The organism is Streptomyces sp. NPDC104581, assembly GCF_055583685.1.
The window spans coordinates 80,465-100,230 of sequence record NZ_JBVJNN010000017.1; the positions used below are offsets into that span (position 1 = coordinate 80,465).

The window sequence follows — 19,766 nt, forward strand, 5'->3', positions numbered from 1 at the left end:
GGGCGCAGGCCGGGCCAGGTGTTCGGGACGGGGTCAGGAATCGGGGCAGGTGCGCCCCTCGTTCTCTGTGAACTCGCTCTTGCCGTCTTCGAGTCCGGTTGCCGCGGCGCCCATGTTGCCGACGGCGTACTTCCCGTTGGCGAGCCGGTTGTCCGACGTGCCGGTGCCGCCCGTGGAGCAGTTGATCAGCACGTGATAGGCGGCTTCGTCGTCGAGGTCCTTGATGACGTCGTCGAACACGGCGCGGAGGTTCTTGGTGCTGTCGACTTCGACGGTGACGCCGCGGACGTTGCCGGTGGTGTCCTGCTCGGTGACCTTGTAGGCCGGCGGCGGTGTCGCGGGCTTGTCGTCGTCTTCGCTGCCGCAGGCGGTGAGCGTGAGGAGGAGGGCGGCGGTGAGCGTGGCGAGGGTGGTTCGGGTGCGCATGGTTCCCCCAGGTGTGACGTGGTGTGGGGGCCAGCATGCGGGATGTGACGGCGTGTTCGTGGGGAAACGGTGAAGGCCCGCGCTTTCGGGCGGGCGGGTTGTTTCCGGGCATGCCGGATCTGCGGCCCATGGTGCGCCATGATCGGCAGTTTTGCAACTGGTTGCATACGGAGGCCCCGCCGCTAGGGGGGTGGTCGCGGCGGGGCCTCTTTCTGGAGCGGCTACTTGCCGATGGTGACCTTGTCGCTGTCGAGAAGCGCCGTGTGCGTCGCCGAGGTCACAATCAGCAGGACCAACAGCAGACCGACGAACGGGTTCTCGCCCTCCGGCGCGGCGAGCGTGGAGATGCTCAGGAACACGATCTCCGTGACCGCGTACGCGACGGCCACCCAGGGCTTTACGACGCCCTTCACGGCGGCGACGACGAACGGAATCGCGGCGCCGATGCTGATGGTGACGATCGGTACGAGCGTCCAGATGACCTTGGCGAGCGTCGACTCGTACATGCGGGGACGGGCGTTGGGCATCGGGGTGTTGATGTACGGGCTCGGTCCGGCGGGCTGGTACGGGTTGCTCATGAGGTCCCCCAACGGTGGTGTGGTGGCGGCAATGATCAGGGATTTCCCTTTCAAGTACCTGTACAGGCGGTCTTGATGGGGAGTCAGTGAATCTATCGAGAGATGTGGGGGTGTGTGGAGGTTTTCGACGGAAGTGGTCAGTTCTGCTTCGGCGCCCCGGGAAGGGGCTTCTTCGGGGCGGGATAGTGGCCGCCACGGGACGGCTGGTAGACCGTCTCGTGCTTCGGGTCCGGGCGGGTGCCGGGGGCTGTCGGGATCTTCGCGTTGAGTGCCATGATCGGGTCCTGTCTCAGAGATGGGATGGGACCCCGGGGTGGCCGGTCTGCTTGCCGGCGTGACGGCCGCCCTGGGGGTTCAGTGGGTGGCGCGCTGGTCGGGCTGGACCACGATCCAGCGGTGCCCGTGCTCGGGGTCGGGGATGATCGACCGCCCCTCTCGGCCCTCCTCTCCGGCCACGTTGTTGCTGTTGTTGTTGCTGGTCACCGACCCAACAACCCGGGTCGCGTGGGTGGTCTCGACGGTGGGGAAGTGGTCGGCCTTCACGCCGGTGCTGACGCCGGCCCCCTTCATCCGCACTCCTCCCGCGATCGGGATACCGGCGAGGGAGCACCCTTCGCGGACCCGCTCGGGGGTGGTGTTCAGGTGGGTGGCGAGGGCGGACAGGTGGGCGTGCGGGGCGCCGATCTCGCGCATCGCGGCACCGAGTTCGGCGGCGGTCAGCGGGGCGGTCTCCGCAGGCTCGGCGGGGGCGTCCTCCGCGGTCTCCTGCACGTCCTCCGGGGTCGCCCGGAGGCCGAGTGCGACCGCGGTCACGAGCCACGCGGAGGCGGTGAGCACCACGATGTTCGTGGTCCAGGGGAGGCCCTTCACGAACCCTGCGAGGAGGCCGAGGGCGACCAGACGCAGCGCCCAACCGCCCGCGAGCCATCCGGCGATGCCCGCGCAGAGCTGTGACGAGCCGACCCAGATCGCGATCCAGACGCGCATCACGAGCCCACCATCATCAGGACGGCGGCGGCCAGTTCGGCGGGGATTGCCCAGATGGTGCCGTCCCCGGTGGCGGGCCACACGAACGAGGCGATCATGCCGAGGACGGCGCCGAACAGCGGGGTCAGCTTCGCGGTGAGCATGACGATCAGCAGGATCAGCGCGACGGCGCCGATCCCGACGTTGCCGAAGGGGCCTCCCCCGGTGCCGACGCCGAGCCCTTCAAGGCCCTGACCTGTGATCTTCGCCGGGTTGAGCCAGATTTCCCCGGCGGCGGTGAACGCGGTACCGGCGATGAACGCGCTGATGAGCGCGGGGTTGTCCTTGAGTTTCACCCGGCCCTTGCCCTGGACGCCGAGGACGAGGAACACGGCCAGGGCCAGGGCGAGTCCGCCGGCGCCGAGGGCGCCGAACACGGCTCCTCCGGTCTCTGCTGCGAGGTACACGACGATCTCCTAGAAGGTGGCGGCGGGCGCGTGGAGGGCGAGGGCGAGGGCGGCGGTGCAGGCGGGGATGCGGCAGGCCCACGCGACGGGCGGGCGCAGCGGGGGTGGGATGTAGGGGAGTCCGGGGAGGTAGAGGCCGAACATGCTGGTCACGGCGATGAGGCCGATCCCGGCGGGGGCGGCGGCTTGGCCTGCGGTGGTGAGGTAGTCGGCCATGGCGGGGCCGAGGCCGAGGTACCAGCCGGTGCCGGCGGCGGTGCCGTGGGTGAGGAGCCAGCGGCGGATGCGGGCGCGGCGGGCTTGGGCGCGGTCGTCGGTGGGTGTGGGCTGGTTGACGGTGATGTGGACCTGGGGCCCGGCCGGTTCGGGCGCGGGTGGGGGGTCCTTGGGGTGGCGGATGCCGGAGTGCCAGCGGGTGGGTTCCTCGGCTGCGGGCTGGGCTGGTTCCTCGTTGTCGTAGAGGCGGTCGAGCCAGTCGCGGTCTTCGGGGAGGCGGGTGGTGACGTCGGGGGCGGCGGGTGGTGCTGCGTCGGGGCCTACGCCTCGGCGGCGTAGGAGGTGGCGGATGCGGTGCTCGTCGGGGCCCGGGTCGGCGGTCACGCGTAGCCGTCCTTCATGTCGTTGGTCGCTTTGCGAGCACGGCGAACAGCTGCCGCGACGCTGTTCTTGTTCGCGTCGGGGATGATCGCGAGCACCCCGCGTACGGCGGTCCCGTTGTCGGGCGTGAGGGCGATCTGCTCGCGTACGAGGTCGGCGATGCTCGGCTGTTCGCGATCGGTGTTCGGGCTGGTCGCGGCGTTGTTCGCGATCTGTTCGCGGACGGTGAGCGGCTCCGTCGGGGTCGTGATCGGGGTGGGGGCGATCTGCTTGGGCGGCTCGTGTTCGTGTTCGCCGATCACAGCGATCGCCTGCTCGGCGTGATCGTCGAGCGTCGCCGCAGCAGTGATCGCGGCGGTCTTCGGGGGGATCGGGTGCAGCGGCGCCAGCGCCCGCCCGTACTTCGTGAGGCGCAGCGGCAGCACCTGCTCGACCGGCGCCTTGCGCCGCCAGTTGCGGCCGTACTGCGCTTCGAGGCGGGCCCGGTAGATGAGCCGGTCCTGTTCGAGCTGAATGACGTCCTCGTAACTGCGGATCTCCCACAGCTTCATCCGGCGCCACAGCTTGAACGTCGGGACGGGGGAGAGCAGCCAGCGGGTGAGGCGGACGCCCTCCATGTGCCTGTCGGCGGTGATGTCCGCGATCCGTCCGGTCGCGTGCCGGGCGGCCTCGACGACGACCACGAACAGGACCGGGATCACTGCGTGCATGCCGACGCCGATCGGGTCGGGCCACGCGGCGGCGGCGTTGAACGCGATCGTGCCCGCGGTGAGTACCCACGCGGTGTGGCGCAGCAGGGGGAACGGGATCCGTACCCAGGTCAGCAGGAGGTCGAGCGCGAGGAGTACGCCGATGCCGGCGTCGATGCCGATGGGGAAGACCAGGGCGAAGGTCCCGAAGCCTTTCTGTTCGGCGAGGTCGCGCACGGCGGCGTACGAGCCGACGAAGCCGATGGCGGCGATCAGCACGGCGCCCGCGATGACGACGCCGATCAGGCGGCGTTGCGTCGGGGTGAGGTCAGGCCGTGTCACGGTCGTGCCTTCCAGGCGAGTGCGGCGAGGGTCGCGCAGATGAGTGCGGGGATGGGCTGGCCGGTGGCGATCGACAGCGCGGCGAGGGTGGTGAACCCGTAGCGGGCGAGCGGTGTGCCGAGGATCGGGCGACGTCGGCGCATGAGCTGTGGTCCTTCGAGGTGAAGCCGGGCCCCCGCGGCGGGGGTTGGAGTACGGGGGCCCGGCGGTCTGGGTGGGTCAGCGGGAGCCCGCTGCGTTGTTGCCTTGCGAGCGCGCCTCGCCGAGCTGCTTCGCGGCGGCGTCCGGCCCCTGCGCGGCCTCTCTGTCGGCGGCGCACGCGTCGACGGTCGCGGGGGCGTCCACGATCGGGTTCGGGCGCGGCTTCTCGGCGGCCATCAGGCGGTCTTCGCTGCCGAGTCGAGGAGCAGCGCGTACTCGCCGTGCGTCACGGTGTCGCCGACGGGCGGCAGGACGGCGCGCGCCTGGTCCATGGCGTCGAGCTGGACGGCCAGCGGCAGTTCTCCGACGATCGCGTCGGCTCCGAAGCCGAGGGCGATGTCGAGGACGCGGGGGTGGAGGGGGCGGCCGGCCTGGATGCGGAGGACGGCGGCGGTGGTGAGGAGGATCTGCTGCGCGTAGGACGGGGATGCCTGGATCTGTCGCAGGGCTTCGTCCGCTTGGGTGGGGTAGCTAGGGTGGCTCATGGTCATTCCTCCTGGTCGATCAGGCGGGATGGCTGGCCCCGACCCGAGTTCGCAGCTCAGGTCGGGGCCGTTCTTTCGTTGCCAGAACGACAGTAGAGGACTAGTTGCGCTATGACAACTACTCAGTCAGGATGGGGCCATGCCCGGTTCCGCTGAGAGGGGGCCAGAGCCTCAGATGGTGACCTTCACCGACATCGCCCGCCTCGCAGTCGAGCTCGGCTTCACCGATCACCTGACGCGTCAAGGCGTGCGGAAGATGGCCGACGAAGATCCGAACTGGCCTGTGCCGCAGGAGGAGTGGGTGAAACTCGGGAACGCATGGGTGTTGCCTTGGCAGCCGGTGCGGGCTTACCTGGAGAGTAGGCAGTGGATCGGCCGGGGCCCCTCGAAACCGGCAGCCGAATAGCCGCCCGCCGCGAGCCCCCGGACCGTCCTGGTCCGGGGGTTTCGTGGTGCTCGGATGCCTGCCATCTACACTCGAACGCGTGTCCGAATCCACTCCGGAGGAACGCCTCGCCGCGCTCCGCTTCCTACGCCGCGTCCAGGAACGCGACCTCGCACGCACCGACCAGTGGATTCGGGACGCCGAGCAGCGCGCGGCTGAGCACGCCCGACGGCCCCCGCCCCCGGCCACGCCGGACTGGGCGCTCGAACGCGGTGAGCGGGCGAAGCCGAAGCTGGTCCACACCGACCAGTGCTGGAACGAGTTCTTCATGCAGGGCATCACCCGGGAGCAGGCGATCGAAGCCCTGACGCGCGGTGGGGTGCCGGCGTGCCCGCGGTGCGAGCCGGACAAGGACCTCGGCGTGCTGGACTGACGCACGTGCGCCCGCCCCGGAACCGAGACGGGCGCACGAGGGCCACTACGGCGCGGCGGTGTACTCCACCTGCTGCTGCCCGCAGTCCTCCGCGATCCGGGCGAGCGTGTCCCGCTCGGTCTGGTCGGCGGCGAGCTGCCAGCGGAGCTTGGTGCTCACCCAGTCGGCGATGTAGGTGCAGCGGGCGTCGGCGGACGGCGGCATCCACTCGGCCGGGTCCTTGTCGGCCTTCGAGCGGTTCGTTTTCGCGGTGACGGCGACCAGGCTGCGGTCGGCGTCGAGGTCGTTCGCGTACGCCTCGCGCCGCTGGGCGGTCCACGCGGAGGCCCCGGAGTCCCACGCTTCGGCGAGCGGGACCATGTGGTCGATGTCCAGGCCGCCGGGCGCCGTGACGGTGGCGCCGTCGTAGTAGCTGAACCACTGGCCCGCGGTGACCTTGCAGCCGGGCTCGACTGTGGGCTCGATGCGGGACTCGGCGATCAGGACCTCGGCCCGGGTGTTGCATCGGTCGCCGTCCTCGTCGACCCAGTGCTTGAACGACGTTCGCTGGTAGCCGGTCCGGTCTTCGACGGTGATGGGGAGGGCGCTGATGCCCTGGGTCAGCGGCATGACGGCCGGAGCAGGTTCGGGTGCGGCGGATGCCGGCGCCGCGGTGGCCAGGGGCAGGGCGAGCAGGGAGGCGGCGAGACCGCGGGTGATCAGGTTCATGTGCCTGTCGTAGCTGCCGTGGTGGGCGCGCCGGAAGGGAACCTCGCACGCGTCACCCGTGTGCGGGGAATGGTCGTACCGGCCGCGCTTCTGGGGAAAAGCGCGGCCCGTTCGACTACGCGGCGAGTCCGGCCTCCGTCCAGATGTGTCCACAGGCGGTGCAGTGCGCGAGGGGTGCGGCCCCGGACCCACCATGGACGTCGATGCGCCCGCCGCAGACGGCCCCGTCTCGTACGGCCGGGCACGGAAGGTCCAGCGTCTCCTGGCGGGCGGCGAGGTCGAGGGTGCGCTCGACACGCTGCGCGGCGCCGGCGGCGACGCGGGCGATGTGCTGCTCCAGCTCGGGGGTGAGCGGGCTGAACGGGCCGGGCGCGTGGCTGACTCGGGCGAGGAGCCACAGGGCGGCGTACGGGGCGGTGCGGTGCCCGGTGTACCGCCACCGTCGCGGGTCGGCGGCGTCCGCGCGGGCGAGCTGGTCGCGGCGGGCGCGGTCCGCTTTGGGCCAGCCGCGGGGTGCGCCGGCCATGGGTGAGCGCTGGATCGCGGCGGCGGTGTGGTCGGCGAGTTCGACGAGTGCGGCTTCGACGGTGCGCATGGTGTCGTAGACGGCGACGGACATGGGGGCCGGGGACGGGGTGAGCGGCGTGGGTGCGCCTTCCAAGGCGCGTGCGGTGGCGTCGCGGTGACGCTGGGCTTCGGCTTCTTCGGTGTCGATGCGGTCGATGACGGCGAGGTACGTGCGGAGCCCGGACGGGGGCCACGAGACGGTGTTGGGGGTGCCGAGGGCGTCGGTGAGGTCGGGCCAGTGGGCGATCACGGTGCGGAGGTGCGTGGCGGTGGTGGCGGTGGTGGTCACTGCTGCTCCTGGTGCTCGGGCGGTACGGTGAGTCCACCTGTGGGGCGTCCTGGTCTGGGGAGACTTGGGGGACGCCCCACGCGCATGTCTCAGGACTTGATGCGCCCGGAGTGCCAGGGCAGCGCCAAGCCGTCGTTCTCGGCGCGGGGCACAAGGTGCAGGTGGAGGTGGAACACGGACTGGGTCGCCTCCCGGCCCCGACTGGTGATCAGGTTCATCGGCCGGTCGGTCCAGCGCATGAGCTGCGCGGCGTGCAGCATGGCGTCGGCCGACACCTGCGGGTTGCTCGCGAAGTCGCGGACGTGGCGCTTCGGGATGACGAGGGTGTGGCCGTCGACTACCGGTTTGAGCGGGACGATCGCGATCACGTCGGACCACTCGTGGACGATGGTTGCGGGTGCGCGTCCGGCGATGATTTCGCAGAAAGGGCAGAGGTCTTCGGGCATGGTCAGTGCTCCTTCGGTCCGTTGAGCGCGGCGTTGAGTTCGATCAGCCGTGCGTCCCACCAGCGGTTGATGCTGGTGCCGAGCGGGATGGTCGTGCCGACCCACGACGTGCGGAGCTGCCGTACGCGGTCGAGCGCGGCCCGGTAGGTGTCGCGTTGGGTGGCGAGTTGCTCGATCGCGGGGGCGAGACGGGGCCAGTCGTCGCCGTGCGCCCGGGTGATCCTGGCGTTCTCCAGGGCGTCGCGGGCTTCGTCGAGGAGCGCGGACCGTTCGCGGGCGCCGTTCTCCAGCTCGGCGAGGCGGGCGGGCGCGGCCTCGGCGGTTTCGGCGCGGCGGGTGAGTTCGATGGCACGTTCGTTCATCTCGCCCTGCACTTCTTCGTAGCGGGCCAGGTCGTCGTACAGGGCGTCGAGTTCGTCGCTGGTGATCGTGTCGACGGTGAGACGGGGCTGGTCGGCCTGGATCTGTTGCTTCGCGACGTGGACGAGCGCTTGGAGTGCTTCGGCTGCGTCGGGGGACATGCCGTCTGCGCTCTGGCACACGGTGACGGTGGCGGGCTCGGGGTCGTCCCAGACGAGTTCGGTGTGCCCGCCGTGGCCGTGGATGGTCTCGGCGTCGGTGATGGAGTCCCAGTGGACGGTTGAGGCGCGGTCGCCGCGCCAACGGAGGGTGGCGGTGCCGTCCGGCCACTCGACGCCGTCGGCGACGCGCCCGGTGCCGGACGCTCCGGTGACGTCGTGATGGCGCTGGAGGTGAAAGCGGCGAGGCTCGGTCATGAGGGGTCTCCCATCGATCCGGTGCACTTCCGGTGCGCGAGGTACTTGCTGTACGGCTGTTCGCACTTGAAGCAGCCGGGCCCTTCGAGGGTGATCAGGTTTTCGTGGTCGAGGAGGCTGGGGCCGGGGTCCTTGCCCTGGTTCATGAGGCGGATCGCAGTGTCGCTGACCCGGTACATCGTGAGGATGGTCCAGAGGTGTTCGCCTCGGCCGGGGTCGGTGAGCGTGGCGCTGATCTTGCTTTGGGGTACGGGCGTGGTGGTCATGCGGCGTGGCCCTTCGTGGTGTCGTGCAGCTGCTCGTGGTCGTGGCGTTGGATGGCCGCGTGGTCCTGCTGCGCGGTGCCTGTGTGGGCGCTGTGGGGCCTGTCAGCCCTCGGGTGGCCGTGGGCGGCTGCCCGGTCGCGTCGGCGCGCCTCGCCGAAGCACAGGGCCGCGAGAACACCGAGGGATGCGCTGATGCTGAGTCCGGGCGCGGCGCCGGCCAACCACTCGGCGGGGGTCACCGCGGGGCCTCTGGGCTCGGTCCGGTGCCTTGCAGGGCGCGACTGATGACGTCGGCGGGATCAGTGCCGAGGGTCTGGCAGAACGCGACCCAGAGGTGAAGCGACAAGTGCTGGGTCCCCAGCTCGATCTGCGCGATAGAGCTGCGGCTGATGTTGAGAGTTGCGGCGACCTGCTGTTGGGTCAGTCCGCGCTGGTGGCGCACCTCCCGGAGGATGAGCCCGATGGTGGGGTAGACCGGCGGGAAATCACGGCGGGCGTACCAGCGGCCGTCATCGTCCCAGGCGAGGAAGCCTCGCCGGTGGTCTTCTTCAGGCGGGTGTGGTGTGAGTGTGCATTGCACGGTTTCGTGGCCGTCGTGGATTGTGCCGGGGCAGATGGTCACGGTGGTCCTTTTGGTTGGGGTGGCCGCCCCGTGGCGGGGGCGGCCACACGGGCAGGGTCAGGCGGTGGAATGGGGCTGCTCGGCGGCGTGTTCGGGGCAGAGGTCGCGGCCGTCCGCGGTACGCCGCCAGCCCTCGCGGCGCAGCTTCTGTCGCGCCTCGGTAGCTGTCCTGGGCTCGCCAAGCGGTGTGTCCTCGGACATGCACCGCCCGAGCCCGGGAACCTCGGCGTCGCAGGCGATCACGGCGTAGGCGCTCACGGCTTCGGCTCATCGGGCGCGGTAGGGACAGCGGGTGCCCCCAGGCACTCGCAGTCCCCGACGACCCGGCCTTCGCAGACGTGCTCGTCGAGCGGTGTGCGGGTGTCGGCGTGGAGGCGGTAGGTGTCCAGCACCTCGTCGAGCGCCAGCCACTCGCGGCCGGTGGTCTGGTGGTACTCGTCGCGCTGCTCCTTGAGCCACTGCTCGAACGCGTCGCCTCGCCGGGGGTGCGCCTCGGTGTCGGCCCGGTCGCCGGGCGCCTCGGCGCGGGCCCGGTCCAACTCGCCGCGCAGGCGGGCCGCCAGGGCTTCGGCACGGTCCCCGCGCTCCTGCCACACGTACCGTTCCTCCGCCATCTCCTGACGCTGCTCAAGCAGTCGACGGGACGTCGCCAGTTCCGACCGGTACTCAGCTACGACCGCGTCCACGACCTGCTCCAGGCTCATGTCCTGCGGCGCGTCATCCAGGCCGAGGACGACACGGCACAGTTCACGTCGAGCGTGGCCGATGTCTACGGCAAGGTCGGCGATGGACTTCAGCAGCGGAAGCTGCTCCTCGTCCGCCCTGGTGATCGCGGCGTCGGCGAGGTGGCTGTCCCAGTCGTCCTCGTCGGAGCCCATCGGGCCGGGCTCGCGCCAACCGCCGCACCGGCATGGCAGGTTGCCGTCCGCGTCGGCCTCGGCGCGGTCGCTGCTGAGGTAGTGCTCGCGCATCGCCGCCGCGTACCACTCGCGCCGCTCGTCGTCGGGCACGGGCTCGGGCTCGGTGGTGGGCTGCTGCACACCGGCGGCAGCCCCGTCGGCCAAGTCGCGGAGCAGGACGGCGACCTGGTGCCCGAAGAACCGGCTTACCGTGTGGCCGTCGAAGTGATCGGCGGCATCGCGCAGCACGGCGGACCGGTCGACAGGCGCGGGACGAACGCCGTGCTCCGGGCAGCCCTCCTGCGGCCCCTCGTAGTTACCGACGCCCGGCGTACCGCACGTGCACTCCATGGCGCCGAGGACCTGCCGGGCCACCACCAGGGCTTCGTCGAGGAACGCCCCACCCTCGTCGTCGACGGTGCGGGCCATGATGTCCAGCCAAGCGGCGACCGCGAGACCGACCGACGGATCCATCAGGGCGATGTACGGCAGATCAGCCCGCTCGGCCGGGTGATCGGTGCCGCTGCGGTCGGCCACGATCATGCCGTCGGCGCAGCGCACGACGTGCTCGTCGGTCACGGTCCACGGGGGCGGGGACGCGCGGCGGGCCGCAGTCGCGTCGTCGCGCAGGCGGGCGGCGGCGGCGCGTAGTACGGGCGCGGGGGCGGGTGTGGGATCAGACATCAAGTCCTCCAAGTGGTGGGTACGGTGAGAAGGCGCCCGGCCGGATAGCAGCCGGCCGGGCGTGCTGTGCGTCATGCGGCGTCTCCGAACAGCGACGGCGCGTGGTGCAGTTCGTGAAGCCAACTGGTGAGCTGGGGCAGGTTCTTGTCCGGGCCGAAGGCGAGGAACGTCCCGTCGGCGGTGTCGCACCCGAACCACTCCGCCGTCCGCAGGCGTTGACGAGAGTTCACGCGGCCCATGTGCACGGCCTTGCCGCGGGCTTTCGCTTCTCGACTCAGGCGCTCGGCGACCGGGCCGATCTTCCATTCGGTGCTTCCGGCCAGGAACAGGACGTCGAAGTCGTCCCACGGCACACCGAGGTGGTCGCAGCCGTCTTGCGCGGCAAACGCGGCGGGTACGCCAAGAGCGCGGATGCGGGGCAGCCACGGCAGAGACTCGGCGAGGGTGCCTGCGGCGTCGAACGGGACGTCAGGGGCCACGGCCCACAGGCAGCGGTCCGCCCCGTACCGCTCGACGGTGCGGGTCAGCCAGTCGAACCAGCGGTCCGCGCCGGGCCAGCCCTTGCCGAACTTCCCGTTGTCGCACGCGTAGTCGGCCCCGTTCGGAATGCGGTTGCCTTGAGCGGGGGTGGTCATGCAGCCGAGGAGCCCCGCGGACATGGCCGCGCGCACGTCAGGCCCCGACGGTGTGCCGAGGTAGAGCACGCCGCCACCCCCTCACAGCGACAACCGCGGCGACGGGCAGCAGCGTGGCCCACAGGATCTTCCCGACGAGCTGCCCGCCGACCGTGGCGGTCGTGACCGGGAACCCGGCCAGGTACAGGAACAGCAGGGTGTCGACCACAGCGCCCACGGCCCCGGAGGCGAGCGCGGCACGGGCCCATCCGCGGGTGCGCAGCGGGGTGTACACGCCCATGTCCGCCAGCTCGGCCGCACCGAACGCCACGGCGGACGCGACGGCGAGGGCGGGGCTGGTGACGGCGGTGAGCGCGGCCCCTGTGGTGATCCCGGCGAGGACCCACGCCCGGCCGAGGGTGTCCTGCACGGTGTCGCGGAGGAGGAGCGCGAGCCCGGCGGCGATCGTGCCGGCGGTCGCGGTGAGGCCGAAGCCCATGGGGATCATGCCGTGTTGGGCGGTGAGCCAGTTGGCGGTGGTGATGGTGGTGGCGTAGGCGGTGAGTGCGGCGGGTCCTGCGAGGCGGTTCAACGGTGCTCCTTCGATGTGCGCGGCCCGGCCGGAACCGGATACGCGCTCAGGTCGTGGGGGTGGCGGTCGCCGGGACGGCAGGGGCGTGGACGGCGCGCGCCTTGTCGGCTTCGGCCTTGCGGAGTGCGGTGATGTCCTCGGCCGTCTGGAGGCGCAGCGTGGCTCGGTCTCTGAAGTCGCCGTGGTAGGCGGTGAGCTTCCAGGTGCCGGGGTGCAGGCCTGCTGCCAGTTCGGGCAGTTCGAGGTAGTTGCCGGTGCCGAGGTCGGCCAGGGTTTCGCCGTTGTCGAGTTCGATGTCGATGCAGTCGACGGTGATCACGGTGTCAGTCATGTCGGGTTTCTCCTGTTGGGTCGGGGTGTGGTTGGTCAGGCGGCGGGGTGTTCGGGTCGGTCGGGGTGGCTGCCGGTGGCGGGGTCGCAGCTGAGGTGGGTGTCGTATCCGCGGTCGAGTCGGTAGCCCTGGAGGGGTTCGTGGCAGACGGTGCAGAGGGGGTTTTCTGTGGCTGCCGTTCCCGGCGTTCCCTCCCCGTCCCCTCTCTTCGAGGGGGGGACGGGGGGAACGGGGGGCGTTCCTGACGTTCCCTCCGCGTTACCGGGGAACGTTTGACCTGCACCGTTATGCTCCTGTGACTTGTTCCGGGGAACGTTCCCCGGGAACGGGTCCGGGAACGGGTCGGGGGAACGCTGCGGGGGAACGTTGGCCGCAGCCTCTTTGGCACGGTTTTGGCGGATCTTGACGACGCGGGAAACCTTGTCGCTGCCGGCCGGGATCTGGAGCTCCGCGAGCTTCGCCTTGACGACCCGGTTGCCCGCTTCGAGGGGCACGTGGTGGGCGTCGAGCTGCATGATGATGTGCTCGTCCGTGCCAGGGGTGTTCTGCTCCAGGTGCTCGTACGCCATGACGACGTGCCGGGTGCCGCCGGGCATCCACCGGTCGCCGTCGCGGCGGGCCTGGCGCAGCAGAGAGAAGTGCTCGGGGCCGATGCCGGTTCGGGTGTGGGTGCGCTTGAGGGTGAGGGACCCGCCGCCGTTGGCGCGCAGTTCCCACACGTGGTCGACGTCCTGGGTCTTCGCGCTGCTGCCGCGGGCGCCGCGTTCGCCGTCCTTACCCATGTGGTCCAGGCGCACGGAGCTGATGCCGGCGCGCTTGAGCGGGAGGAGGGTGTGCCGGTAGAGGGACAGCCAGGTGTCGGCGTCGTTCTCCGGGCCCGAGATGAAGCGGGACACCGTGTCGAGGCAGACGAGTTGGGCTTCGCACTCGCGGACCAGGGCGAGGAGGTCCTGCCCGCCCCCGGCGGTGTCGAGCGGGCGGATCGGCGGGAAGCTGGCGTACGACATGAGGCCCATGCGCCCGGGGCCGCCTCCGTAGGAGACGAAGCGCTCCTGGATGTCCTGGTGGCCGTTCTCCGCGTCGACGTACAGCAGGGGGATCGGGGCCTGGGGGCGGTCGCCGAGGAAGGATTGGCCGGTGGCCATGCGCCAGAGCCATTCCTGTACGAGGAGGGACTTGCCGGCCTTGCCGTCGCCGACGACGGTGATCTGCTGGCCGGGGGCCATGAGGCGGCCGGGGAGGAGTTCGACCTGCCCGAAGTCGATGGTGAAGAACGGGTCCCAGTCGAGGAGCGCGCCGGTGAGGTGGGCGGGGCCGTTGGTGCTGGTGCGGGCGTTCTCGTATTCGGCGTGCTTGACGGCGAGTTCGTCGAGGTGGTCCGGGTCGGCGGTGCCGGTGAGGATCTGCGCCTGGACGGCGACGGCGTGTTCCTGGTGCCGCCGGAGGCGGGCCTTGTCGCGGATCTGTTCGGCGAAGTGGGGGGCCATGGACGGGGACAGGTAGTCCTCGCCGAGGCGCAGTAGGAGGTTTCCGCCGTCGACTTCGTGGAGGCGTCCGGCTTTCTCGATGTCCGCGCGGACGGTGACGGGGTGAAGGGCTCTGCCTTCGGCGACGATTCCGCCGACGGTGTCCCAGATGAGGCGCACCGCGGGCAGGTAGATGTCGTCGCGGGTGATGATTTGCGCGCATTCGAGGTACGCGGGCGCGTCGTGCAGGATGACGCCGGCCACGAGGTTTTCGGCTTCGGCGTCGTGGGGGGCCGTGCGCGCGTAGCCGTGGTCCGCCGGGTCGTGCGCGTTCAGGTGGCGGACTGTGTCCACGGGTGGCTCCCTTGGTCAGAAGAGGGTGGTGGGTTCGGCGGGCGGGCACTGGTGGTCGATGACGGTGTCGTGGCCGCAGTCGCGGTTTGTGCAGCGCCATCGGAGTTCGGGGTCGCGGTGCGGGCCGGTGATGAGGCACCAGGTGAGGCGGTTGCGGGTGCGGAGCTGTTGCTCTTGTTCGCGGGTGATGGGCGCCGTGTCGGTGGCGGCGTCGAGTGCCGCGGTTCGGCCGACGAGTTGCCGGTAGACCCGGGCCCCGCACGGGCACTTCGCGGTGACAGCGCCCGTGCGGGACCGGCCCATCAGCGGTTCAGCCCCATGACGTGCCGTTCCCACGGCGAGGCGAACTGGTCGAGCGGCTTGTCCGGCTTGGTGAACCCGAAGCGCTCCCCGCACTGGCAGCGGCCGTACACCTCGCAGTCGCCGTACTCGATGACGAGGGAGTGCCCGCCGCCCCAGGTGGCCGGGAACTCCGGGTCGCCGTCCGGGGGCGTCTCGTTGGCTGTCTTGCCGTCCCACTGCTCGGCGACGTTCCGCAGGACGTACGCGGCGGCCGACTGGGAGAGTCCGTTCGCGGCGGCCTCGATGGAGACGGCGCCGTCGGTGGCGCCGGGCCGGATGATGACGAAGGCGAGGGCGTCGCGTCCGTCGATGGCGGTCATCGTGGTCTCGGGGGCGGCCATCAGTTGTTCGACCCGACGAGGAGACCGGAGCCGTGGCGCAGTACGTCCTTCGCCTGCGCGATGTCCGGGTGGAGTTCGCCGTCGAGGGTGCCGTTGCTGGTGCGCTGCCGGAACAGGCCGCGGAGGACCTCGCGGAGCCTTTCGTCGCTGAAGTCGTCGGCGGCGACTTCGATGTCGACGACGCGGACCTTGACCGAGGGGGACTTCTCCTCGTCGGGGCCGGGCTCGGTGCGCTCGACGTGGGCGAGCTCGACGACGGCCATCCAGCGGCCCTTGCGCTGGCGGAACATGGTGTCGGCGTGGTCTTCGAGTGACTCGGCGACGCCTTCGAGGACCTTGGAGTCGAACTTGATGTTGGTCATGCGGCGTGTGCTCCTTGCTGGTTGGCGGTGCAGTAGGTCGGGTGGTCGGTTCGGATGCGGGCGACGAACTCGCGGACGCGGTCCTCGCCCTGGACGGGGCCCTCGACGGTGCGGCAGAGCACGCACTCGTACTTCGCGCGTGGCGGGCGGGCCCATGTGCCGTCGCGGCGGGTCTGGCCCATGTCGACGAAGAGGGCGGCGGTGACTTCCTGGCGGCCGGTCACGCGGCGGCCTTGCGCATCGCCGCGTCGACCAGGTGCTCGGGGGCGACGCACCCGCGGACACCGCACGCGGCGCGCACCATGCCGTCGGGGGCCCGCCCGTGGCCGACGGTGAACGCCAGGGCCATGGAGCTGTAGGTCCTGCCCTGGAACGTGACGCTGGTGGTCCGGCGGTTCCACTTCACGTGGCCGTCCTCGCCGGGGACTGCGCGGCGTTCGTACGCGTCGCGGAGAGTCCGGGGCAGCGCGGTCACGCGGTCCGCCGACGCGATGACGGCTTCGGCGATGAGGTCGGCCGCCGGCCGGTCCGAGTTCGTGATGCGGTCGTACAGCTTCTGCCGGGTGTGGCGGGTGGTGCCGCCGCGGATGCCTTCGCGGCCGGCGACGCAGCCGCTTTCGGTGGCGAGGGCGTCGGTGAGGCAGGCGGTGGCGGTGGCGAGGGGGCAGGTGGCGCAGATTTCGAGGGCTCGGCTGGCGGTGTTGTGCTTGCCGTCGGGGAAGAACACGTCGTCGGTGCCGGGTTGGGCGCAGGCGGCGGTGTGGTGCCAGGTGTGGGTGGGGCGGGTGATGGTGAGGATGGGGTTCATGACGCCACCTCTCCGAAGATTGCGGTGAAGGTCTCGTTGAGGCGGTCGCGCATGGGCTGGTCCTCGACGTGGTCGGGTGCGACGCAGCGCGGCATGTCGCAGCCGGGGAGGACATGGCCGACGGGTTCGCGGTCCCAGCGCAGGGCGAATGCCATGCGGAGGCCGGACCAGTGCTGCTTGCCGTAGCGGACGGTGGGTGTGCCGCGGCTGGTGGTGGATCCGGTCCAGCGCATGTGGCCGCCGGGAAGGGGTTCGGTGCGAGCCTGGAAGCGGGACTTGAGGGTGCTGCCGGCGGGTCGGCCGGGCGGGGTGGGCGAGATGCCGAGGGCGCGGCGGCACGCGGCGACGGTCTTGGGTGCGGCGCCGGTTTCGCGGGCGACGGCGAGGTTGGTGGCGCCCTGGCGCAAGAGAGCGGCGACGTCGGATCGGATCTTCATGCGGTCACCCCGAACAGATCGAGTTGCACCGGCAGCTCGGCGGGCGCCGGGGCAGAGGGCGGATTGCCGTGGCAGGTGCAGCCGCAGCGCTGCACACAGATGCGGTCGCTGAGCCACAGGGACACCGGCGCCCCGGTCGGCTCGGCCGTACGGTCGTAGACCCACCCGGCGGGGCCGATGAGAAAGGTCTCCGCGGCGAACGCCACGACGTCGTTGGAGCAGTCGTGGCTTCCGCCGTCGCAGCTGGCGGTGATGAACCGCTGGAGGCACAGGCAGAGGCCGAGGATGCTGCCGGGGTGTTTGGCTTCGGCGTGCACGGCGGGCGTCCAGGCGTTGCTGCGCACCCACGCGGCGGCGGTCTCGTTCACCGGGCCACCGCCACGGGCGCCGTCGGCCACTGCACGCCGTCCAGCGCGCGCCGTTGCCGCTCGGGCACCTCCACCAGCGGAAACCCCAGCCAGTGCATCCCCATCGCCGCGAGCGTCGCCGCGTCGCTGGCGTCGTACCGGCCGGCGCCCTCGCACCAGATGCCGAGCTGCTCGACGACGAACGTGTGGACCATGCCCTTGGCGACCCGGGCCCGCTTGTCCTTCGGGTGGTCCTTGGCGGGGAACGCGGAGCCGGTCGCGTAGATCGTGCGGTTGTGCGGGGAGGCGACGGCGTACGGGATGCCCTTGCGCCACAGTTCGTGGGTGAGGATCCACCACAGGCCGGCGGTTTCGTGCTGGCCGGGGAGCATCTTGGACCCGTAGGAGGGGCCTTCGATCACGATGAGGTCGGCGCTCTTGGTGCGGTCGAGGACTTCGGTGCGGAGCCATTCGATGCGGGCGTGGCCCTTGTCCTTGTGGTTCCAGCGGAGGGCGTCGGCGCTGTCGGGGGTGGCGATGCCGAGGCTGGTGAGGCTTGAGTCGATGCCGATGACGAGGGGCCGGGGGGTGGTCACCGCGGCCGGGCGGGTGGTGGGCAGCCCGGCCGCGGGGGTCGTGTCGAACAAGGTGCTGGTCACTGGGTGGCTCCGATCGGGCCGGGCTTCGGCTTGTCGCCGCGTCGGGTCTGCCACAGGGCGCCGGAGTCCACCGCCGGGGTGTTGATGCCGACGGCGTCGTCGAGGCGCTGCTGGAGCTGGTCCGCGCGCCGGGTCTGCGCGGCGGGGTCCCGCCGGAGCCGCGCCACGATGCGCGCCAGCCGGTCGATCCGCCCCTCGTAGCGGACGAGAGCCGTCTCGCTGCCCTCGGCGTACTGCGTCATGTGGGCCAGCCGGTTGCCGACGTTGCGGGCGGCGTCGAGCTGGTCGGAGAGATGGACGTTTCGGGCGGCGGTGCGCTTGGCGGCGCCGAGGTGCGCGGCAGCATCCTCGCGGGCCTCGTCGCGCTGGTCGACCAGGTCTGCGATGCGGTGGAGAAGTGCCTCGTGGGCGCGGCGGCTGATGAACATCACGCACCGCCCCGCTGCGCCGGGATCAACGGCCAAGAGCCGTCGATCACCTTGTCCGGCGCCCCGCCCTGCTCCGGCGTGGCCTTCGTCCGGAACCACCGCTGAAGGCCAGCCTGCTGCTCCGCGCGCCACGCCTTCTGCGCGGCGAACATCTGCTGCGGCCCGTACGTCTGGAGCTGCGGGTACTTCTCGAACTGCGCCTCCGCGATGAGCAGCGCGGCCAGGGCGTCGGCCTCGGCGGTGTGCCAGTCCTTCAGCTCGATGCCGTACCGCTCGCAGGTCGGTTGGAGCTTCCGGTTGCCGGTGCCCTTGACGTACTTGTCGACCTGCTTGTCGATGACGTGGCTGTCGATCAGCGGCGGCGCCGTCACGCCGGGCAGCCGGTCGGCCATCGACGGCAGCCCGTGACGCTCCAGCTCGCGCGTCAGGACGGTCCAGTCGTACGCGAGGTTGAAAGCCACCACCGGCATGCCGTACCGCAGCGCCGCGGCGAGCCGGTCGGCGATGTCGTCGAGCGCGTCCTTCGGAGCGGCGCCCTCGGCGGCCTTGGCGTCGTCGATGCCGTGGATCTCGGTCGTCTCCGGCGGGATGGGGACGCCGGGGTTGATGAGCCAGGACATGACGGTGTCGTCCCGGCCGCCGCCGCGGACGATGAGTGCGGCGGTGACGATGCGGGCCTGGTTGGGGTCGGGGGCGGTGGTCTCGGTGTCGAAGGCGACCTTGCGGACGTTGGCGAAGGTGGTCACGCGCGGGCTCCCTTCAGGGAGGCGAGGAAGGAGCGGAGCCGCTCGGCGCTCGCGGTGCTGGGGTGGAGTCCGCCGTTGGCCTCGGCGAAGCGCTGCTCGACCTGCTCGGTGGTGAGACCGTGCGGGCCGGCGGCGGCGATGATCTGGAACCAGATGCCTTCGATGTCGTCGTCCTCGACGAACTCGCCGTCGACTACTCCGTCCTCGTCGGGGACGGGCTCCTGCACGTCGGGCGAAGGCGCCTCGGCGGGCTTGCTCAGGCCGATGGCCTTGATCTGCTCCTGGTAGGTGATGGGCGCACCGGCGTTCTTCGCGGCCTGGAAGATGCTCAGGACCTCGGCCTGCGTGGCGGCCTGCTTGGCCTCCAGCAGGAAGTCCTTCGGCGGTCCTGCCGGGGTGCTGCTCGGCGCGGCCTCGATCGCGGCCCGTTCGCCGGACGTCACGGCGGCTGGAGTGGTGCCGGTGATCTGCCCGGCCATCAGCGCGGCCGGGGTGATCTCGACGTCCAGCGTCGGGACCATGAACCGGGCCGGACCCTCGTCACGGACGACCGACTTCTCTTCCATGCCGAGCCACCCGGCGACGTACCCGCCGGCCTGTGCCAGCAGCTCGGCCGCCGGGGGCAGGGTGACCGCCGCGTAGAAGCCCTTGGAGACGAGGAGCCACTGGCCGAGGGCGGGGACGTCGCGGAGCATGACGTTCACACGGGTCGTGATGGAGCACTGCCGCTTCTCCGGGTTGCACATGCACGGCTTGTCGGCCTTCTGCTCGACCTGGCCGTCGCACCGGCGGATGCACTTCGATCCGGCGTACAGCTCGTACCACTGCGATACGGCGTCGCGCGGCGGGATGAGGACGGGCAGCCGGTTGACGGTGGAGTACACCTCGAACTCGGCCGGGCCGCCGTTGGCCGGGGTCCACGGCTTGACCTCGCCGCCGTACAGCTCGGCGACAGCGGCGAGGATCTCGCGGGACGGGCTGGTGAAGCGGAACTTGTCCAGCTTGGCGGGGCGGGTGTACGCCTTCCCGGCTTTGCTGGTGCCGGCCACGACGTGGCCGATTCGGATTTCGCCGAGCTGCCGCATGCGGCGCTGCAAGTCCAAGATAGGCATG

Annotated in this window: 35 protein-coding genes and 1 pseudogene; 2 read left to right on the forward strand and 34 right to left on the reverse strand. The window is 71.0% G+C overall.

Annotated features, from left to right (window positions below):
- Positions 1-33: 33 nt before the first annotated feature.
- The 10 genes and pseudogenes from ACZ61E_RS16385 to ACZ61E_RS16430 all read right to left on the reverse strand — a co-directional run bounded on the left by ACZ61E_RS16385 (position 34) and on the right by ACZ61E_RS16430 (position 4,751).
- Positions 34-426 carry a hypothetical protein gene (locus ACZ61E_RS16385; protein ID WP_469700296.1) on the reverse strand — a complete coding sequence of 131 codons (393 nt, stop codon included), beginning with the start codon at positions 424-426 and terminating at the stop codon, positions 34-36.
- Between the two features lie 221 nt (positions 427-647).
- Positions 648-1,004: a hypothetical protein gene (locus ACZ61E_RS16390; protein ID WP_469700297.1), complete on the reverse strand. Its 357-nt coding sequence runs from the start codon at positions 1,002-1,004 to the stop codon at positions 648-650.
- 137 nt (positions 1,005-1,141) lie between these two features.
- Positions 1,142-1,279 (reverse strand): hypothetical protein, encoded by a 138-nt coding sequence (locus tag ACZ61E_RS16395; RefSeq protein ID WP_469700298.1) that lies wholly within the window; start codon positions 1,277-1,279, stop codon positions 1,142-1,144.
- A gap of 79 nt (positions 1,280-1,358) precedes the next feature.
- Positions 1,359-1,991: a hypothetical protein gene (locus ACZ61E_RS16400; RefSeq protein ID WP_469700299.1), complete on the reverse strand. Its 633-nt coding sequence runs from the start codon at positions 1,989-1,991 to the stop codon at positions 1,359-1,361.
- Positions 1,991-2,437: a hypothetical protein gene (locus tag ACZ61E_RS16405; RefSeq protein ID WP_469700300.1), complete on the reverse strand. Its 447-nt coding sequence runs from the start codon at positions 2,435-2,437 to the stop codon at positions 1,991-1,993. The genes ACZ61E_RS16400 and ACZ61E_RS16405 overlap by 1 nt, the downstream gene beginning before the upstream one ends.
- A 9-nt stretch (positions 2,438-2,446) precedes the next feature.
- The gene (locus ACZ61E_RS16410; RefSeq protein ID WP_469700301.1) at positions 2,447-3,037 is read right to left on the reverse strand and encodes a hypothetical protein; all 591 of its coding nucleotides are present in this window, start codon (positions 3,035-3,037) and stop codon (positions 2,447-2,449) included.
- Between the two features lie 392 nt (positions 3,038-3,429).
- Positions 3,430-4,065 (reverse strand): annotated as a pseudogene (locus tag ACZ61E_RS16415) (DUF2637 domain-containing protein); the annotation flags it as partial.
- Positions 4,062-4,208 (reverse strand): hypothetical protein, encoded by a 147-nt coding sequence (locus ACZ61E_RS16420; RefSeq protein WP_469700302.1) that lies wholly within the window; start codon positions 4,206-4,208, stop codon positions 4,062-4,064. The pseudogene ACZ61E_RS16415 and the gene ACZ61E_RS16420, both read right to left, overlap by 4 nt.
- 76 nt (positions 4,209-4,284) lie before the next feature.
- Positions 4,285-4,443 (reverse strand): hypothetical protein, encoded by a 159-nt coding sequence (locus ACZ61E_RS16425; protein ID WP_469700303.1) that lies wholly within the window; start codon positions 4,441-4,443, stop codon positions 4,285-4,287.
- On the reverse strand, positions 4,443-4,751 hold the full coding sequence (locus tag ACZ61E_RS16430) for a hypothetical protein (RefSeq protein WP_469700304.1): 309 nt from the start codon (positions 4,749-4,751) through the stop codon (positions 4,443-4,445). Before ACZ61E_RS16430 ends, ACZ61E_RS16425 begins: the two co-directional genes overlap by 1 nt.
- A gap of 175 nt (positions 4,752-4,926) precedes the next feature.
- On the opposite strand from ACZ61E_RS16430, the gene ACZ61E_RS16435 reads away from it, so the two are divergent.
- On the forward strand, positions 4,927-5,157 hold the full coding sequence (locus tag ACZ61E_RS16435; protein ID WP_469700305.1) for a hypothetical protein: 231 nt from the start codon (positions 4,927-4,929) through the stop codon (positions 5,155-5,157).
- 79 nt (positions 5,158-5,236) lie between these two features.
- The gene (locus ACZ61E_RS16440; protein WP_469700306.1) at positions 5,237-5,569 is read left to right on the forward strand and encodes a DUF6233 domain-containing protein; all 333 of its coding nucleotides are present in this window, start codon (positions 5,237-5,239) and stop codon (positions 5,567-5,569) included.
- 45 nt (positions 5,570-5,614) lie between these two features.
- Here the strand turns inward: ACZ61E_RS16440 and ACZ61E_RS16445 are convergent, their stop codons facing one another.
- From ACZ61E_RS16445 to ACZ61E_RS16560, 24 genes are all read right to left on the reverse strand, one after another.
- Positions 5,615-6,277 carry an HNH endonuclease family protein gene (locus ACZ61E_RS16445; RefSeq protein ID WP_469700307.1) on the reverse strand — a complete coding sequence of 221 codons (663 nt, stop codon included), beginning with the start codon at positions 6,275-6,277 and terminating at the stop codon, positions 5,615-5,617.
- Between the two features lie 115 nt (positions 6,278-6,392).
- A complete protein-coding gene (locus tag ACZ61E_RS16450; protein ID WP_469700308.1) occupies positions 6,393-7,133 on the reverse strand; it encodes a hypothetical protein in 741 nt (246 codons plus the stop codon).
- Between the two features lie 89 nt (positions 7,134-7,222).
- Positions 7,223-7,579: an HIT family protein gene (locus tag ACZ61E_RS16455; RefSeq protein ID WP_469700309.1), complete on the reverse strand. Its 357-nt coding sequence runs from the start codon at positions 7,577-7,579 to the stop codon at positions 7,223-7,225.
- Between the two features lie 2 nt (positions 7,580-7,581).
- The gene (locus ACZ61E_RS16460) at positions 7,582-8,355 is read right to left on the reverse strand and encodes a hypothetical protein (RefSeq protein WP_469700310.1); all 774 of its coding nucleotides are present in this window, start codon (positions 8,353-8,355) and stop codon (positions 7,582-7,584) included.
- Entirely contained in the window at positions 8,352-8,621 is a 270-nt protein-coding gene (locus tag ACZ61E_RS16465) for a hypothetical protein (RefSeq protein ID WP_469700311.1), read from the reverse strand. Before ACZ61E_RS16465 ends, ACZ61E_RS16460 begins: the two co-directional genes overlap by 4 nt.
- The gene (locus tag ACZ61E_RS16470; RefSeq protein ID WP_469700312.1) at positions 8,618-8,860 is read right to left on the reverse strand and encodes a hypothetical protein; all 243 of its coding nucleotides are present in this window, start codon (positions 8,858-8,860) and stop codon (positions 8,618-8,620) included. The genes ACZ61E_RS16465 and ACZ61E_RS16470 overlap by 4 nt, the downstream gene beginning before the upstream one ends.
- Entirely contained in the window at positions 8,857-9,243 is a 387-nt protein-coding gene (locus ACZ61E_RS16475; RefSeq protein ID WP_469700313.1) for a helix-turn-helix domain-containing protein, read from the reverse strand. The genes ACZ61E_RS16470 and ACZ61E_RS16475 overlap by 4 nt, the downstream gene beginning before the upstream one ends.
- Positions 9,244-9,300: 57 nt before the next feature.
- Positions 9,301-9,501: a hypothetical protein gene (locus ACZ61E_RS16480; protein ID WP_469700314.1), complete on the reverse strand. Its 201-nt coding sequence runs from the start codon at positions 9,499-9,501 to the stop codon at positions 9,301-9,303.
- Positions 9,498-10,826, reverse strand: coding sequence for a hypothetical protein (locus ACZ61E_RS16485; protein ID WP_469700315.1), 1,329 nt, complete (start codon positions 10,824-10,826; stop codon positions 9,498-9,500). The genes ACZ61E_RS16480 and ACZ61E_RS16485 overlap by 4 nt, the downstream gene beginning before the upstream one ends.
- Positions 10,827-10,897: 71 nt before the next feature.
- Complete coding sequence (locus tag ACZ61E_RS16490; protein ID WP_469700316.1) at positions 10,898-11,530, reverse strand: hypothetical protein; 633 nt, start codon at positions 11,528-11,530, stop codon at positions 10,898-10,900.
- Positions 11,499-12,032, reverse strand: a complete 534-nt coding sequence (locus ACZ61E_RS16495) for a VUT family protein (protein WP_469700317.1) — start codon at positions 12,030-12,032, stop codon at positions 11,499-11,501. Before ACZ61E_RS16495 ends, ACZ61E_RS16490 begins: the two co-directional genes overlap by 32 nt.
- 46 nt (positions 12,033-12,078) lie before the next feature.
- Positions 12,079-12,363 (reverse strand): hypothetical protein, encoded by a 285-nt coding sequence (locus ACZ61E_RS16500; protein WP_469700318.1) that lies wholly within the window; start codon positions 12,361-12,363, stop codon positions 12,079-12,081.
- Positions 12,364-12,398: 35 nt separating this feature from the next.
- Complete coding sequence (locus ACZ61E_RS16505) at positions 12,399-14,183, reverse strand: AAA family ATPase (RefSeq protein WP_469700319.1); 1,785 nt, start codon at positions 14,181-14,183, stop codon at positions 12,399-12,401.
- A gap of 15 nt (positions 14,184-14,198) precedes the next feature.
- Complete coding sequence (locus ACZ61E_RS16510) at positions 14,199-14,486, reverse strand: hypothetical protein (RefSeq protein ID WP_469700320.1); 288 nt, start codon at positions 14,484-14,486, stop codon at positions 14,199-14,201.
- Positions 14,486-14,866 carry a hypothetical protein gene (locus ACZ61E_RS16515; RefSeq protein ID WP_469700321.1) on the reverse strand — a complete coding sequence of 127 codons (381 nt, stop codon included), beginning with the start codon at positions 14,864-14,866 and terminating at the stop codon, positions 14,486-14,488. Before ACZ61E_RS16515 ends, ACZ61E_RS16510 begins: the two co-directional genes overlap by 1 nt.
- Entirely contained in the window at positions 14,866-15,228 is a 363-nt protein-coding gene (locus ACZ61E_RS16520) for a hypothetical protein (RefSeq protein WP_469700322.1), read from the reverse strand. Before ACZ61E_RS16520 ends, ACZ61E_RS16515 begins: the two co-directional genes overlap by 1 nt.
- The gene (locus ACZ61E_RS16525; RefSeq protein ID WP_469700323.1) at positions 15,225-15,452 is read right to left on the reverse strand and encodes a hypothetical protein; all 228 of its coding nucleotides are present in this window, start codon (positions 15,450-15,452) and stop codon (positions 15,225-15,227) included. The genes ACZ61E_RS16520 and ACZ61E_RS16525 overlap by 4 nt, the downstream gene beginning before the upstream one ends.
- Positions 15,449-16,036 (reverse strand): WhiB family transcriptional regulator, encoded by a 588-nt coding sequence (locus ACZ61E_RS16530; protein ID WP_469700324.1) that lies wholly within the window; start codon positions 16,034-16,036, stop codon positions 15,449-15,451. The genes ACZ61E_RS16525 and ACZ61E_RS16530 overlap by 4 nt, the downstream gene beginning before the upstream one ends.
- Positions 16,033-16,473: a hypothetical protein gene (locus ACZ61E_RS16535; RefSeq protein WP_469700325.1), complete on the reverse strand. Its 441-nt coding sequence runs from the start codon at positions 16,471-16,473 to the stop codon at positions 16,033-16,035. Before ACZ61E_RS16535 ends, ACZ61E_RS16530 begins: the two co-directional genes overlap by 4 nt.
- The gene (locus tag ACZ61E_RS16540; RefSeq protein WP_469700326.1) at positions 16,470-16,841 is read right to left on the reverse strand and encodes a DUF6248 family natural product biosynthesis protein; all 372 of its coding nucleotides are present in this window, start codon (positions 16,839-16,841) and stop codon (positions 16,470-16,472) included. The genes ACZ61E_RS16535 and ACZ61E_RS16540 overlap by 4 nt, the downstream gene beginning before the upstream one ends.
- Positions 16,838-17,479, reverse strand: coding sequence for a hypothetical protein (locus ACZ61E_RS16545; RefSeq protein ID WP_469700327.1), 642 nt, complete (start codon positions 17,477-17,479; stop codon positions 16,838-16,840). Before ACZ61E_RS16545 ends, ACZ61E_RS16540 begins: the two co-directional genes overlap by 4 nt.
- A complete protein-coding gene (locus ACZ61E_RS16550) occupies positions 17,476-17,907 on the reverse strand; it encodes a hypothetical protein (protein WP_469700328.1) in 432 nt (143 codons plus the stop codon). The genes ACZ61E_RS16545 and ACZ61E_RS16550 overlap by 4 nt, the downstream gene beginning before the upstream one ends.
- On the reverse strand, positions 17,907-18,653 hold the full coding sequence (locus ACZ61E_RS16555) for an exonuclease domain-containing protein (RefSeq protein ID WP_469700329.1): 747 nt from the start codon (positions 18,651-18,653) through the stop codon (positions 17,907-17,909). Before ACZ61E_RS16555 ends, ACZ61E_RS16550 begins: the two co-directional genes overlap by 1 nt.
- Positions 18,650-19,765: a recombination directionality factor gene (locus ACZ61E_RS16560; protein WP_469700330.1), complete on the reverse strand. Its 1,116-nt coding sequence runs from the start codon at positions 19,763-19,765 to the stop codon at positions 18,650-18,652. Before ACZ61E_RS16560 ends, ACZ61E_RS16555 begins: the two co-directional genes overlap by 4 nt.
- Position 19,766 lies beyond the last annotated feature (1 nt).